The 14029-nt window shown below is 57.4% G+C and carries 16 protein-coding genes; all 16 read left to right on the plus strand.

Annotated elements, in window-relative coordinates; genetic code table 11:
• Positions 1-492: 492 nt before the first annotated feature.
• The 16 genes from OHL22_RS13355 to OHL22_RS13430 all read left to right on the plus strand — a co-directional run bounded on the left by OHL22_RS13355 (position 493) and on the right by OHL22_RS13430 (position 14019).
• Positions 493-786 carry a hypothetical protein gene (locus tag OHL22_RS13355; RefSeq protein ID WP_263338093.1) on the plus strand — a complete coding sequence of 98 codons (294 nt, stop codon included), beginning with the start codon at positions 493-495 and terminating at the stop codon, positions 784-786.
• Positions 787-800: 14 nt separating this feature from the next.
• A complete protein-coding gene (locus tag OHL22_RS13360; protein WP_263338095.1) occupies positions 801-1163 on the plus strand; it encodes a hypothetical protein in 363 nt (120 codons plus the stop codon).
• 136 nt (positions 1164-1299) lie between these two features.
• Positions 1300-2271 (plus strand): TOTE conflict system archaeo-eukaryotic primase domain-containing protein, encoded by a 972-nt coding sequence (locus tag OHL22_RS13365; protein ID WP_263338097.1) that lies wholly within the window; start codon positions 1300-1302, stop codon positions 2269-2271.
• 12 nt (positions 2272-2283) lie between these two features.
• A complete protein-coding gene (locus tag OHL22_RS13370; protein ID WP_263338100.1) occupies positions 2284-2961 on the plus strand; it encodes a hypothetical protein in 678 nt (225 codons plus the stop codon).
• Positions 2962-3015: 54 nt separating this feature from the next.
• Positions 3016-3501 carry a hypothetical protein gene (locus OHL22_RS13375; RefSeq protein ID WP_263338101.1) on the plus strand — a complete coding sequence of 162 codons (486 nt, stop codon included), beginning with the start codon at positions 3016-3018 and terminating at the stop codon, positions 3499-3501.
• Positions 3502-3663: 162 nt separating this feature from the next.
• Complete coding sequence (locus OHL22_RS13380) at positions 3664-3903, plus strand: hypothetical protein (RefSeq protein WP_263338102.1); 240 nt, start codon at positions 3664-3666, stop codon at positions 3901-3903.
• A gap of 310 nt (positions 3904-4213) precedes the next feature.
• Positions 4214-4720: a single-stranded DNA-binding protein gene (ssb, locus tag OHL22_RS13385; RefSeq protein WP_263338103.1), complete on the plus strand. Its 507-nt coding sequence runs from the start codon at positions 4214-4216 to the stop codon at positions 4718-4720.
• A gap of 151 nt (positions 4721-4871) precedes the next feature.
• Positions 4872-5780, plus strand: a complete 909-nt coding sequence (locus OHL22_RS13390) for a Rad52/Rad22 family DNA repair protein (protein ID WP_263338105.1) — start codon at positions 4872-4874, stop codon at positions 5778-5780.
• Between the two features lie 323 nt (positions 5781-6103).
• Positions 6104-8311 carry an AAA family ATPase gene (locus OHL22_RS13395; RefSeq protein WP_263338108.1) on the plus strand — a complete coding sequence of 736 codons (2208 nt, stop codon included), beginning with the start codon at positions 6104-6106 and terminating at the stop codon, positions 8309-8311.
• 127 nt (positions 8312-8438) lie between these two features.
• Complete coding sequence (locus tag OHL22_RS13400; RefSeq protein ID WP_263338110.1) at positions 8439-9494, plus strand: DUF6094 domain-containing protein; 1056 nt, start codon at positions 8439-8441, stop codon at positions 9492-9494.
• The gene (locus tag OHL22_RS13405; protein ID WP_263338112.1) at positions 9460-10107 is read left to right on the plus strand and encodes a hypothetical protein; all 648 of its coding nucleotides are present in this window, start codon (positions 9460-9462) and stop codon (positions 10105-10107) included. Before OHL22_RS13400 ends, OHL22_RS13405 begins: the two co-directional genes overlap by 35 nt.
• 185 nt (positions 10108-10292) lie before the next feature.
• The gene (locus tag OHL22_RS13410) at positions 10293-10469 is read left to right on the plus strand and encodes a hypothetical protein (protein WP_263338114.1); all 177 of its coding nucleotides are present in this window, start codon (positions 10293-10295) and stop codon (positions 10467-10469) included.
• A 169-nt stretch (positions 10470-10638) separates the two neighbouring features.
• The gene (locus tag OHL22_RS13415; protein WP_263338116.1) at positions 10639-12936 is read left to right on the plus strand and encodes an SNF2-related protein; all 2298 of its coding nucleotides are present in this window, start codon (positions 10639-10641) and stop codon (positions 12934-12936) included.
• A gap of 28 nt (positions 12937-12964) precedes the next feature.
• A complete protein-coding gene (locus tag OHL22_RS13420; RefSeq protein ID WP_263338117.1) occupies positions 12965-13639 on the plus strand; it encodes an HNH endonuclease signature motif containing protein in 675 nt (224 codons plus the stop codon).
• Complete coding sequence (locus tag OHL22_RS13425) at positions 13599-13847, plus strand: hypothetical protein (RefSeq protein WP_263338119.1); 249 nt, start codon at positions 13599-13601, stop codon at positions 13845-13847. The genes OHL22_RS13420 and OHL22_RS13425 overlap by 41 nt, the downstream gene beginning before the upstream one ends.
• A gap of 1 nt (position 13848) precedes the next feature.
• On the plus strand, positions 13849-14019 hold the full coding sequence (locus OHL22_RS13430; protein WP_263338121.1) for a hypothetical protein: 171 nt from the start codon (positions 13849-13851) through the stop codon (positions 14017-14019).
• The last annotated feature ends 10 nt before the right edge of the window (positions 14020-14029 follow it).

Consider the following 14029-nt stretch of genomic DNA (forward strand, 5'->3'; position numbering starts at 1 on the left):
CTGCACGGTGTCTCATCTCGATTGACTTCCCATTGCCTGCCAGCTTCTTCCCATTGAGCGGAAACGACTCCCGCCATCTCTTGTTCTTGCAAGAACATACATTCTGACTACCCGTTGTTTTTGGAGGCTTTGGAACACAAGGCCATTGAGAGGAAGGGCTGGCCGTGATGGTGCGGTAACCGTGTGCGGGTTGGCGCGGCGATCACGCTCCATTAGAGAAACACCCTAACCCACCTGCGACGTGTCTTGAAGTTCGGCACTCCAGACCACGACTCCAGGGACCCGCAGCACAGCACTCTACTGCACAAATCTCTATTCAAACCCTATCGAGAAGCCGCACGGATGACCTCTCGCAAGCAGGGGCCAGCGGCGAAGCTGCCGAACATTACTCCTCACCGAACCTCGAAATAATTCGAAGTCTCATCGCTACACCGCCGATCTGCAACAATCTACCGCCCGTTAACCGCACACAACAGTCCCAGGAGAACACCTATGCCTAGCAACATTGCTCGGCCTTCCATGCACCTTCAGACCGCGTCCCGGCTTACCAAACTTGCCGTTGTCCGGCTTGCCACCACTCTGGGACTCACCGTCTTCGACTGGTACGGGTTCCGATTGATGCGCGAGCCGGACGTCGCTCCGTACCTCAACCACCTTGAACGCGCACTGCTGCCGGTCCTGTTAGCCGGCGCGCTCACAACCCTTTTGCATCTCTGGGTCCTTACGTTTCGCGCATTCCGTGAGGCCATTCGGATCCGTCATCTCAACGAACCACCTTGCACCTAAGGAAAGGAGTTTCTATGAACGGTCCATTCGGAACGCTGTCAGCCCACCACTTACTCAACTGGCGCCACGCTATCGGCCACAACATCGAGCAAACTGTTAGCGCATTTCTCACAACCGGAGAGGCAGTACTCTCCCGCCTCATCCAGGGACCGCGGGGAGCAATGATCCTCTCCATGGTTCCGGGCGATGCGGAATCGGGCGCGATCTACGTCTATGATCGGCAATCCGGTGACATGTTCATGCTCTCCTTCGACGACATCTACGACGACCGGTTCAGCGCCGAAGCGTTCGACTTGACCTTCAAAATGTACGACCTGTTCCGATTTGTCGATCGCCCCGAACTGCTGATCGAGGAGCGGGAACTGGCCGAGGCCTGAGCCGATCTCACCGCATGTCCGCCGGTCTGTAGCCAACAACGGCCCCTCCCGAGGCGTGCAAACTACAAAATTCGCACGAATTTGACCGAGTTTTGGAAGCGGGTTACAAACACTGCCGGAATCGGGAGGGACCGCCATGTACGAACACTTCTGCGTTAGCCGCGAAACGGCTCGAGAGTACATCCAGCTCTTCGTGAACCGCTTGGCGTACGGGATGCAGTTCATACGTCCGGCAGCCGACGGCAGCTTCCCTTACTTTCTCGCGAAGGATAAAACCACGGACGAACCTAAGCCACTCAATGCCGATGTTATTCGGATGCATCTAAACGGCGACATCACTATCAATCTGTTTTCCATCAACCCGGTGACCCAGCGTACAAAGTGGGTCGCCATCGATGCGGATTTCGACGGCGCAATTGAGGCACTTTCCAGGTTGCAGTGGGAACTGAAGCAGGACGGCGTCGAAGCGGCCCTAGAACAGTCCCGGCGCGGTGGCCACCTTTGGATATTTGGGCATTCGCCACTGTTGGCTTCCGAGGCGCGCATCTATATATACAATCTCGCCCTGCGTCTCGGCGTTCCGATCGTTGGTGCGGGTCTTAAACGGGGCATCGAAGTCTTTCCCAAACAGGATCGCCTTGAAGATGGCGAGTACGGGAACGCCATCCGCGCACCGATGGGCGTGCATCGGAAGTCTAACCGGCGTTACTGGTTTTATGAGTCGGCTCCGAATCCGGAAGCGCAGATCGACTACATCCGTGGCCTCAAGAAGCTGACAGAAGTCGAACTTCAAACGTTCATCCAAGGGATGACGCTGCCTGAGGCGTACTTGCCGCCGAAGCGTGAGCCATACATTCCCCCGGTCCTCCCACCCGGATACAAGGAGTTCCGGATTCTCGAACATGTCCAGATCAACACGCGCGAACGCGATCCCAAGAACTGGGTTGCACGCTGTCCATCGTGCGCAAGTGCGGGCCGGGACCGCCACGGCGACAATCTCAAAATCCTGAAATCCAATCCGCTCGTTTACAAGTGCTTCGCCGGTTGCCGCAAAGAAGACATCCGCGAAGCACTCGGCAGACCCATCCGTCGCCGCCACACGGCATAGGGAGCGATGCGTATGACACCCAATCGTTCGCATAAGAATCCGCCGAAGGACCTGCATGCAGCCGCCAACGAGCGGCTGGGGCGGCATGGGCTCTCGCTCCCGCAAGCCATACTGCGAGCTTTCGAGAAGAACGGGATCTACTGTTTCCCTGGAGTCTCGGTCGAGCACCAGCATCTCGCCCACCGGTTTGTTCTCAAGGGCACCGAATCCGGCGGAGCGGTCGAGGGTATGGGACGCTACTGCGGCTACCTCAATAAGGGTGGTCAGCCGATCCCGTGGCTGCAGCCACTCGACTCATTCGGCGGCAGTGGACGGCACGCCATTGTCATCGCGGCCGAACTTGTTCGAATCGAAATGCTGCGGATTGAGCGCACCTATGAGCTACTAATCTCGCGCCATGCTCTCGAGCCATCGAACGGCGCCACCCGCCCTCACCTACGCTCGACGGTTCTCTTCCGGGGCAAGGCAGGAACGCTGTCGCCAGAACTCCTCGCGGGCGGCGGACAATCAGGGCGCGACGTGCAGCCGACTTTCTATACCGTAGCGGGCGAGTTGCAATTGGCTCCATCGGAATTCCATAAGGCAATTTGCGCCATAACCGCAGCGGTTTCGTGTATTCGCTGCAAGCACACCCACATTGCAGTTCGTCCGAAGACCGCAACTTCCGGCCCCGCTGATCAAAGCTCCTGACGCAGCCATACATCAAGAACATTGCGGCCTGACAGCGAAGAGGGGAGAGACTCTATGTCGCAACACATCCTGTCGACGACAGCAAGCCGTGGACGCGAGGTCACCGTCACATTGGGGTATGACCGACCGTTGGATTATGTCTTCTGCACGGTCATGGACGCAGACGGCGACGTTATCTATTCAAACCTGGATGACGAGATGGCCGGAACAGACCTTCAGGATGTCGACTACTTCAGACCAGTGCTGCGGCAACTTGGTATCGACGCTCCTGACGTAATGTTCACCGAAGTGAAGTCGGATCAGGCGCAGCGTGTCGGCAACCGAGTGGAGCACTACACAGTCGAGCCGGCACGCGATAGAGTTCATAGCCCGAGCACTCGCCTCATGACTGTGGTAAGGCGAGCCATGATGAGAATCCACTCCCGCACGGAGACGAATGAAAGCGCAACGGAGGGGCCGGAGATACTCGACCTCCTCGAGGTGATCGGAGACGCCGCCGCCGAAGAACCGGAATTTTGCTCCCGGTCCTACTGGAGATGAGAAGACGAAACGGCAACGCCATTGCTTGAAAAACTCGGATACGCCAACATTCGCTTTTCTATGGGTGAATACGATTCATCCGGACCGCTCACGCGGGTCGTAACGGCGGAGAAGAACGGAATTTTCTATCGATTCATTTACGGGTAGCTTCGGAGACCGAATATGGAGCCTATTGTTGCAGTCAACGTACCGGACTGGAAGCCACTGGAGTCGGTGCTTTCGTCCGAAAAATGCGCCGAGTTCATGTATGTGGGGAGGTCCGGCCAGATCATTCTGTACAAGCACTCGCGCACCCGTCGATACCTCAATATCGATCGGATCACGGGACGCTTCTATCGATATGACGAGAAGGGGATGTCTGAGATCGGACGCGACGTAGCGCTCGAGCACGTTTACAGTTGACCGATCTGAGTGGAACGCCTTCAGGCCGACGCACTGCTGCTCGCGGCCATTTGTGAGCAGTCCGCCCTGCAACGCGTTCACATGATTGTGCGGCGATCGCTGCGCGCCAGTTGATTACATAAATGCCCCGTGCACAAGGACAACGTTCCCCGAAAAGCGCACTACGGATGAGAGCTTCGTTACTGATTGAACTGGTGCAACAGGCTTTGTTGTACTGCTCAGCCAGTTGTAGCTGTGCGCGAAGTCTACTCCATGCCGGGCAGATTCCTACGAGCAGACCTGAATTTTCAAAAGCAGAGCCAGAGAAGTTATGCCATCCGACAAGAGGAGGAAAGATATGGGCAAGACGGTCAACAAGAGCATTCTTCTGGGCCATGTTGGCAAAGACCCGGAGATTCACGTTTTGCAAGCCGACAACACTGTGGCGAACTTCACGCTCGCCACCAACGACATTTACCGGGACAGGATGGGCGAATCGCATGAAACCACCGAGTGGCACAACTTGGTGGCGTTTGGCAGGACGGCCGAAGTTGTGAGGGACTACGTCCAGAAGGGCTCTCGGATTTACGTTGAGGGAAAGCTCCGGACAAGATCCTGGGACGACCGAGAAACCGGACAGAAGAAGTACCGGACGGAGATCGTCATCCTGGATCTCACCCTCTTGTCGTTCAACAACGGCAACGAGAACGGAGCAGACTACAGCAGCGAGAACGGGAATGGCGCAAGACAAGTGCGGCGATCCAACACACAGCAGCATCCCGGGCAGGACTACGCGTACTCAGAACAGGGCGGAGACCCGAACGAAATACCATTCTGAGGACAGAAGCATTCTCCTGAGGCAATGCACTCGATACTGAATCCCCCCCGTCCAAGTTCGGCAGCCGGACAGCGCAACAACGGGCCGTGCTACGAGACAGGCATTTCGACCAACTCCCCCGTGATCGACGTCAACCTCCAGGAGTAGACCCATGAAGGGCAAAGAACGCCGGCTTGCCGCTGATCAGCGGGCGAAGCTGATCGAGAATCTCTGCGATCCGTTTCCTGTCTCCCTCATCCGATGGCTCGTAGTCGACAAGGCTGCTAACGGCGCCAAAGGCAAATTGTTCGCTTACGCCGACGCCCGCGCATACACGGATCGTCTGAACGATGTGGTTGGCGCAGCAAGTTGGAGCGAAAATTACTCCGTCAGCACACTCGATGGACTATCAAGAGTGCGCAACGGAGAAACGGCTCGAAGCGGTAAGGTCTTCGCAGCTTGTACGCTTTGGATCGATGGTCTGGGCACCCGATCCGGTACTGGCGAACGCTGGGCAGATGACCCGAATGCAATGATGGAGGCCGACGCCCAGGCGCTTAAGCGTGCCTGCAGCCGGTTTGGGCTGGGCCGCTATCTCTACGACCTCGGGCCATGCTGGGTTCCCCTTGACCGCGATGGACAACCGACCGTGGTGCCGGAACTCCCACAGTGGGCGTGGCCAAGGAGGGATCGTGTGTCGGGCGCTCCCGAACTCAAGGTGGTTCCGATTTCAACGAGCAGTCCCGCGCTTCTTAATATGGGGACGACCCGGAAGATCGAGAGTTTCAGGAGCACGCTCGGGGATGCGATTTATGCCGAGATTCTGATTAACGAAGGGCAATGTGATGTTGCCCGTGGGATCCGTACCCGTCTGCGCCAGCTTCAAGTGCTCCGAAAAATGCAGACAGCGGCTGGCCTTGTACGGCGGGTCGGAGCATTGACCCGCCGACTCGGTACGGGCCAGTTAATGGCAGAGATGGAAGATCTCAACATTCGCACTGTCGCGGAAATCCCAAGCCTCGAGGTGCTGGCGCAATTGGTTCAGCATCTGGGAACCATCGCCGCACGACGAATCGCCTAGCGACGAGGCACGCAATTCTCTAACTCACGAGGTGATTATGGCCAATGTTTACCGGTTCCATGCGGAGCCGAACTTTGTGACCATTCCCATCGAAGAAGCGATGTATTGCTCCAGATGCAACGCGGTCAACAACTCGGCCAATGACAGCTGCGGTGGTTGCGGTGGCGAAACGCTTTCGAAAGTTATCGCTCCTACGAGCGATCCACCAGATGGACCGGACTCAGGACCGGCGCCGGCACAGCCAGTTATTCCTACACCCGCCTTTGAGCATTTACTCCGGGCCGCCTGAATTGTTGCTCATCGGAAACACTGGGGAGGGTGCGATGGAAACAGTAGCGCAGAACGCAATCGCCGATCCGTCCTACAATAGCTATGTCATCGCGGAGCCGGATGACATGAGCGCAGCACTTGACCAATATTGGATCCAGCGGAAGGCCTCCCGCGTAGAGGCCGTCGAGCGCCTGGAGGCGCTTGCCGAGAATAACGAGGCCGGGCGCGTCTGGGAAATGTACTGCCGCCAGCGTCTCGGCTTTCTGACCAGGCTGATCCGAACTGGTGCGGAGGCCTTCGAGCAAGCACTCTTGACTGAGCTGCACTGGAACCGCGGTTTCGCTCGCGACGCGCGTTCGCTTTTCCAGCGAGACGCCAGACTCGAAATCCGAATACCTCTCGGCCACAATCTGAGCCGTGTTGTACGCGTGCCTGGCGTCCACACTTCTTACGACGTTGTCGAGTACGGGGGATACGACACGGTTTCAGAACCTGGCAAGCCAGTCATTGCCGTGAATTGGAAGGGGCGGGACCTTGCACTGCTCCTGCCTTCCTTGGAGTTCGTGGAGTTAGATACGTTCGTGGTTAACGTAGATAAGGCAAGCTGGAACACAGCTGATATCCTTCCGCGCGCTTTCCTCTCCGTACTTCCGGAGGTCAGCGGCGACCTTCACGCTGCGGAACACGCTTTTGCCGCACTGCGTCGGACGTGGGAAGCCGCGGATCAGTTGGCGCTTGCCAGGAAGCAACTTGAAGGAATCGACCGCTCCTCCGAACTCTGGGGGCGCGTCCATATTCCGGAGCACCAGAAGGTCGAACTACTCCGGCGGCTGGAACTGTTCGAGGATAGTGATCCGGCCGCACCACGTGGCTTGTTGCTCAAAGGTCCTTCCGGTACCGGGAAAACCTGGATCGCGCGCACGATTGCTGAGACTTTGAACTGCCACATCCAGATTCTTTCGCTTCCTGACTTCAAGCGACCGAATCTTGGCGATAGTGCACAAGAGGTTCGTGCAAAGTGGAATGAATCTCGCAGTCACCAGCCATCGATCATGTTCGTAGACGATTGCGAAGGCGTTCTCACGCGCCGTGGTGCAAATCAGGCAGACAAAATCAGCGAGGAAATCGTAGAGTCCTTCCTTCCTGAATGGGATGGAGCGCGCGAACGCTCCCGAATTCTGTTGATTGGGGCAACAAACCGGCCCGATCTGTTGGACGATGCGATTGTCTCCCGCTTCGGGTGGGTGGTGGAAATTCAACTTCCCGACAGCGAGAACCGCAGCGAGATATTCGCCCAGGAAGTTCGAGCGCTTGGAGTGACCGCACGGCCTACTGCAGACATAGGAGCGCTGACACAGGGGATGAGTGGCCGCGATCTATTGAATCTCGCCGCGGCACTGTGCTCGGACCGTGCGTCCAATGATCCAACTGAGGAAGAAATTCGCAAAGCGGTCACCTCAATCCGAAGATTACGGAATAGCAGCGTCGACGAGCAGTTCACCTGGGAGAATCTTATCCTTGAGGACGCCATCCTCGAGCGTCTCAAGATTCTATGCGCTCTGTTGAAGCGTGCGGACGATTGGAGCGCGCACGGAGTATCTGTCCCGAAGGGCCTCCTAATGATTGGCGAGCCGGGAACAGGAAAGGAACGCGCCGCAAGAACCCTCGCACGAGAGGGTGGTTTGAATTTTCTAGCGCCCACCATCGCACAGTTGAAGGCCACAATCCTGGGCGGCAGCGCCAATGCGGTTCAGCAACTCTTCGAGCGCGGGCGCTCAATGGCTCCGGTCGTCATCTTCCTCAACAACCTCGCTAAGCTGACGCCGAAGCAATCATCGTACGAGCACAGAGATCGCCTCTCCGAGGAGATCGCTTCCCAAATCCAGCAGGAGATGAACTCATCACCAAATGCCAGTGGTCGCGTATTCCTCATCGGAACCACGCGCAATGCCGATCTTGTCGATGAAGACGTCTTGAGTTGCTTCGACGAACAAATCGAGGTTCCATTGCCGAACGCCCAGTTGCGTGTACGCCTGCTGGCTGCCCTGCTTAGAGGCAAGAAGCTAGGCTTCTTGCTGGCGGACGGAGTTCTTACCTTGTCAAAAAGGTTCAATGATAGCAACTCCAGCGCGGGCGACCTCGCCCGATACGTCCAGGCTGCGGAACAACGAGCGTTGACAAGGGCGATTCGAGATGGCGGACCGGAACATTTGCGGATCGATCTGGAAGACTTCGAGATCCTGTACGACAGCCAGACCTAACCAGATCGGAAGATCGGGCTTCGGACTTTGCACGAGACCCGAGCACTTCCTGAATACCCGCCATCCCTGCCGCTCCGACCATACTCATAAACCAACACCATGAGAGAAAACATTCATTGGAGGCTCCATGCGTAACGCAGGCAGGCTTAAACTCGGCTACTACCCCCTCCCTGACAGGGAGGCTGTACGCCTACGCAACCTGCTCGAGTTTCCAGCAGAAGGAGCCAGTGTACTCGACCCATGCGTGGGGACTGGGGCTCCGCTCTTAGAGATCACCTCCGGCGCCGCTGTTTCGCGCTATGGCGTCGAACTGGATGTGACTCGCGCACAGCGGGCCAGCGAAGCGGGCATCTTCACCATCCACGGCAACCTCTTTGGAGCCAGCGCACCAGTCGAGAGCTTTTCGCTCCTCTATCTCAATCCGCCCTACGACTCGGAGATAGGCACATTCGAAAACAAGCGTATGGAGTATCTGTTTCTGAAGCACACCTATCGATGGCTTGCGCTCAGCGGCGTACTCGTGTTTGTGGTTCAGCAGGGACAGCTTGAACAGTGCATACCTCTTTTATCGGCGCACTTTGGATGGTTCTGTGTTTTGCGACTCACAGAACCAGAGTCTGTACGATTCAATCAAGTTGTACTGATGGCGGTGCGCAGGCGCATCGCTGCCGATGCTCAGGAAAGCAACCGCAAAGCGCTTGAAAGCGCAATTTATGCGAATGCACTGCCGATCCTCACCGGCAATGAACCAAAGTTTGCGCTGCCGTCAACGCGCGCGGCGCACCTTGCTTATCGAGGGCTCCCACTCGATGAGTTGGAAGATCTGGCCGTGCAATCCTCCGCATGGAGGAGAGTCGCTGCACAGCTTCTCCCGAAAGAACAGATGCCGATCGAGAGGCCGATCACGCCGCTCCATGCTGGCCATGTCGGGCTCCTTTGCACCGCTGGGATGTTGAATGGAGTAGCTGGCGCAGGTGCTGATCGCCATATCGCGCGTTGGCAGACCAGGAAATACGAAACGACGTTCACCGAAAAAGAGGAGGGATATACCGAAGTCCATCGGCAGGAGCGGTTCTCCAATGAGGTCGCCCTCGTTTATGAAGACGGGAGAACCCTTGTACTCACTGATAAGAGGAAGGGGGAAGAGAATGGAGAATGCACACCTGCGACTCGGGAGGCTTGAGTATCAACGCAATAGCGGTAAGCAGCAGACCAGAATCTGGCTGCACGTCGATCGGTACATTGGCGAGGGACAACAGGCTCACCTGCTTAGCGCATTCGGCAACGACGCTGAGGTCGGAGCGGTGACTGCCGCAATCCATGAAGATCACGAACTGGAACTGATTTCGCCGGATGGCTCGAAGAGCACCGCACGCTTTGGTAAACACGTTGCATGCCACAAAGGACTGCTCAAACCGGCCGGATATCCTCGCCCCGTACGACACCTCCTGGTGTCCTCGCATTCGCTTCAGAGTAATGGCAGTGCCGGGAAAACCATCCTCATGAACTATGAAGAGGAAACACTCGATCTTGCGTGGTCGACCCTCGTTAGCTTGCTCGGCCTGCCTGCCGATCCGCGCTGGGCCGGTTACATCCTCGCTCAACTTGATGTCGACGATCGCGTACGGCGAATCACGGGTATCGGTTGCGAGCCTGTGATCATCCAAGCCACGCGAGCCGATCTTCTTGCGCGCGTTGGCAAAGCACTCATTGACGGCATGCTGCCTTTTCCAGAGAAGAACGGTCCCGTCCAGTGGCCGACTTTCTCGCTGGAGCAGCTCCTTCGCGTCGCCTAAGCGCGACCATCATCTCATCCCAGCTTCATCCTCTCGCGCACTGTGCCGATCCGGCACGCGCACCACACCTTTCTCGTGAAATCGAAACCGGACCCGCGAGGAACCTCGCGAGGCGAGGTCGCGATTGGGTTCTCTACAGACTGCCACAAAGTTACCCGACAGCTCCCGCCCCACGGAGGTCGCTCATGTCCAAAGACAATCCCGAAACGCCAACGTTCGTCGAGATGGTGCTCGCCCTTCTAGAAGACAGATTTCCGTGGCTCGGCAATGAAAACGAAGCGGTCAGCGGAGCCGACGCGATCGAGGAACTGAATCATCTTCACCAGGATCTGATCGAGAGGCGCGACCAGGCTAGGCCATAGCTCTCCACTCAGGTGCGCGTTGATGGCCGCCGTTTCGGAGATACGCGCGGGCGACAGCCAATGCCGAGTTCGATTTTCGAGACTTTCTGCTGCATTCACCAGTCACGTCCCCAAGCCAGCAAAAGCTGGCTTTTCGTTCGCTACCGAAAACTAGTCGAAGGAGAGTCGCGTGGAAACCTGTTACGACTATCTCCGCGCCTACGCATCAGAGCTGGGCTCACGCATTGTCGAGATGTATCCACCCCTGCAGGGCCCGAAAGATGATCTGGCGGCTGAGCTGAAGACGCTCTTGCGCAAGCCGCTCCCAGTGCAGGCAATGACAATCACGGGATGTGCGAAGTATCTCACGACAGCGAAGTCCGTGAACATCGTGGGCGAGTGTGGCACGGGAAAGACACTTATGTCGGCCGGCATTGTTCATGCGCACGCCGCAGGGAAGCCTTACAGCACGATCGTCATGTGCCCTCCTCATCTGGTACTCAAGTGGGCGCGTGAGATTTTCATCACTGTTCCTAATGCACGCGTGTTCGTTATCTACGACTTTCGCAACGGAGGGGATGAAAAGAAGCCTCACGGAGTAGTAGAAATGCGGCTCCGCAATGGCCACGCAGTCTCCAAGGGAGAGAAGACGACGCTCTCCGATCTTCGTCGCATCGGGCGCAGAGCCTGGCGGCGCAGGTGGGCCACGCCAACCTACTTCATCGTCAGTCGCGAAACGGGCAAACTCAGCTACTACTGGAAACACGCCTACTCCGTACGCGCCTCGCGGCTTGAACGAAGGCTAGTCACAAATCCAGACACTGGTTTGCCGATCCCCAACGCCGACGGCGGCTATCTCCATGAAGCGGACTTTGGAGATGTCAAACTTTCTGAGAAGTTTGAGCGAGCGCGCGTTGGGACGAAGGGGCACGCCGCTCTCTGGCAGGCAGACAACGCCAAGATCCAGCGGATGGCGCCCCTCGATTTCATCAGCCGCTATATGCGGCATTACTGGGACTATGCGATCGCCGACGAGTTGCATCAGCTTGCGAACGACACGGCCCAAGGTAACAACCTCGATGTTCTCCGCCGCTGCGCGCGGAAACTGATCGGCGCCACGGGAACTTTGATGGGCGGGTATGCCTCGGATCTATTTCGACTTCTGTTCCGCATGAATCCTCGCAAGATGGTCGAGGAGGGTTTTGAGGCCTCCAGTGCGGGGGAAACTGAATTCCAGGCGCTCTATGGGGTGCTCGAATCGATCGAGCGTATCCCGGACTCCGACAACGCCTGCAGCAATGCTGAAAAGAGCACGGTCCGGCTGGTACGAAGGCCCGGTGCGTCTCCGCTTCTTTTTGGCCGCTTCCTCATGTCTTCGACCGTGTTCGTCTCGCTGGAAGATATTGCGGACTTCCTGCCTCCTTACGAGGAGAGCGTGCTTCAGGTTGAGATGGATGACACCCTATCCGCGGCCTATCGAAAGATCGAGGAGGATATCCGGGCCGCGCTCAAGGAAAACCGGAAGAATCGAAGCCTGATGAGCCTCATGATGCATCGGCTGATTCTCTATCCGGATCATCCCTTCGGCATCGGAGAGATCTGGGGCAAGGTGTTTGACCCGAAGCAGAAGAAAATGGTGCCGTTCCTAGTTACAACGGCACCCGAGTTGCCTCGCAGCGTCGTCTACCCGAAAGAACAACAGCTCATCGACGACATTCGGAGTGAGTTGAGCCGCGGCAGACGGTGCCAGATCTACGCGACGTTTACCCACGAACATGACGTTCTTGCCCGACTGCAGCATGTGTTGCAGAATGCAAGCTTCCGCGTGGCCGTGCTTCGGCCCACCGTCCCGCCTCTCCAGAGAGAACTCTGGTATGAGAAGCAGATCAAGGAGGGAGTCGACGTCGTCATTTGTCACCCGAAACTGGTGGAGACGGGCCTCGACCTTCTTTGGTTCCCGACGATCTACTTCTACCAGACCGGATATTCGCTGCACACACTGAGACAAGCGTCTCGCCGGTCGTGGAGGATCGGCCAGTTCCTCGATGTGCACGTGAAGTTCTTCGTCTACGCAGGCACCACACAGATGGCGTGCCTGCGCCTCATGGGCCGCAAGATGCTCGTAGCCTTGATGCTCGAGGGCAAGTTCTCAGGCGAAGGGATCCACTCCATGGGCATCGAGGAGGACCTAGTCGCTGCGATGGCGCGTGAACTTGTCGAACAAAGCGACGTGGGGCAATCCGCAGATGCCGTCTGGCAGGAGCTGAAACGAGAGAGAGCCTCGCAACTAGCAGCCACTCCAAAGCCCCAACTATCTGATGGAACTGACGAGCAAGCATCGGGATTTGGCGAGGGCTTGTTTGACTCACCGCAGGCTCATCCTTCCGGCCTCACGCTCGTTCACTCCAAGCAACAAAAGAAAGAGGAGCCCGATTCCATCTGGCCTACCGGTTACGTCATCGGAGAGCAGCTGAGACTCTTCGGCTGAGTCTTTCGAAAAAACCCAGGAGGCCTGCATGCGCAAGCGACGCCCTTGGAAGGAATGGGAAATCGATCTGGTTCGTGCAGACTATCCGCACAAACCAACGGCAAGGCTTGCAAAGACGTTGAAGCGAAGCATTACCTCGGTCTACCAGCGCGCCATCCTCCTGGGATTGCGCAAGTCCGCAAAGTATCTAGCCAGTCGGGATGCCTGCCGGCTGCGGAGAGGCGACAATGTCGGAGCCGCGCACCGCTTTCTTCCAGGCCATGTCCCGGCCAACAAGGGATTGCGAAGGCCGGGATGGTCTCGCGGCCGCATGGCCGAGACGCAATTCAAACCGGGCAACAAACCGCACACCTGGAAGCCGATCGGCACGACCCGCTACTCGAAAGAAGGTTATCTCCAACGAAAGGTTTCGGACACCGGCTATCCCCCACGCGACTGGGTCGGGGAGCACATCCTGATGTGGAGGAAGGCGCATGGGCCGGTGCCGGAAGGCTTTGCCGTCGCCTTCAAGGACGGCAACAAAGCACACCTGGCGCTCGATAACTTCGAGCTTATCTCGCGGCGCGAATTGATGCGGCGCAACACCATCCATCGCTTCCCGCCGCAGTTGGCTGACGCCATAAGGCTCAACGGAGCACTCAAGCGCAGACTGAGAGAACACGATGAGAAACACGCTGACGGATCTTCGCAATCATCTGTTTGAGACGATCGAAGCGCTCAAAGACGACGAAAACCCAATGCCCGTCGACCGCGCACGTGCGATCAGCGAGGCAGCTGGCAAGCTCATCGAGTCGGGCAAGATGGAACTCCAGTACCTCGACCTGATGGGCGATCGGGAAGCTTCGAAATTCTTTGACACGCCGCTGCTCGCTCTACCAGGAAATCGGCCTGCGCGTCAGGTAGGAGGCTAGTGTGGCAATCGGGGCGGCGGAACTGCGTAGATGGATCGAATCCCTTCCTGAGGCTTCCGAGGTCGCAATTGATGAGGGTGGGCTCACTCTAATTGAAATCGGCGGCGACGCCTATCTTGAAGTGGGGGGTGTCCCGCTTGAAAACGAAGACTCCCTTCACTCCACCACCTGAGGATTTGCAC

It is taken from the genome of Acidicapsa dinghuensis (genome assembly GCF_025685685.1).
In the GTDB taxonomy this organism is placed as follows: domain Bacteria; phylum Acidobacteriota; class Terriglobia; order Terriglobales; family Acidobacteriaceae; genus Acidicapsa; species Acidicapsa dinghuensis.

Bases quoted from the DNA above. Each gene is read 5' to 3' on its own strand.
- ssb (WP_263338103.1), top strand. From the start codon at position 4,214: ATGCCATCCGACAAGAGGAGGAAAGATATGGGCAAGACGGTCAACAAG.
- OHL22_RS13400 (WP_263338110.1), top strand. From the start codon at position 8,439: ATGCGTAACGCAGGCAGGCTTAAACTCGGCTACTACCCCCTCCCTGAC.
- OHL22_RS13355 (WP_263338093.1), top strand. From the start codon at position 493: ATGCCTAGCAACATTGCTCGGCCTTCCATGCACCTTCAGACCGCGTCC.
- OHL22_RS13370 (WP_263338100.1), top strand. From the start codon at position 2,284: ATGACACCCAATCGTTCGCATAAGAATCCGCCGAAGGACCTGCATGCA.
- OHL22_RS13410 (WP_263338114.1), top strand. From the start codon at position 10,293: ATGTCCAAAGACAATCCCGAAACGCCAACGTTCGTCGAGATGGTGCTC.
- OHL22_RS13425 (WP_263338119.1), top strand. From the start codon at position 13,599: ATGAGAAACACGCTGACGGATCTTCGCAATCATCTGTTTGAGACGATC.
- OHL22_RS13365 (WP_263338097.1), top strand. From the start codon at position 1,300: ATGTACGAACACTTCTGCGTTAGCCGCGAAACGGCTCGAGAGTACATC.
- OHL22_RS13375 (WP_263338101.1), top strand. From the start codon at position 3,016: ATGTCGCAACACATCCTGTCGACGACAGCAAGCCGTGGACGCGAGGTC.
- OHL22_RS13405 (WP_263338112.1), top strand. From the start codon at position 9,460: ATGGAGAATGCACACCTGCGACTCGGGAGGCTTGAGTATCAACGCAAT.
- OHL22_RS13420 (WP_263338117.1), top strand. From the start codon at position 12,965: ATGCGCAAGCGACGCCCTTGGAAGGAATGGGAAATCGATCTGGTTCGT.
- OHL22_RS13390 (WP_263338105.1), top strand. From the start codon at position 4,872: ATGAAGGGCAAAGAACGCCGGCTTGCCGCTGATCAGCGGGCGAAGCTG.
- OHL22_RS13360 (WP_263338095.1), top strand. From the start codon at position 801: ATGAACGGTCCATTCGGAACGCTGTCAGCCCACCACTTACTCAACTGG.
- OHL22_RS13395 (WP_263338108.1), top strand. From the start codon at position 6,104: ATGGAAACAGTAGCGCAGAACGCAATCGCCGATCCGTCCTACAATAGC.
- OHL22_RS13380 (WP_263338102.1), top strand. From the start codon at position 3,664: ATGGAGCCTATTGTTGCAGTCAACGTACCGGACTGGAAGCCACTGGAG.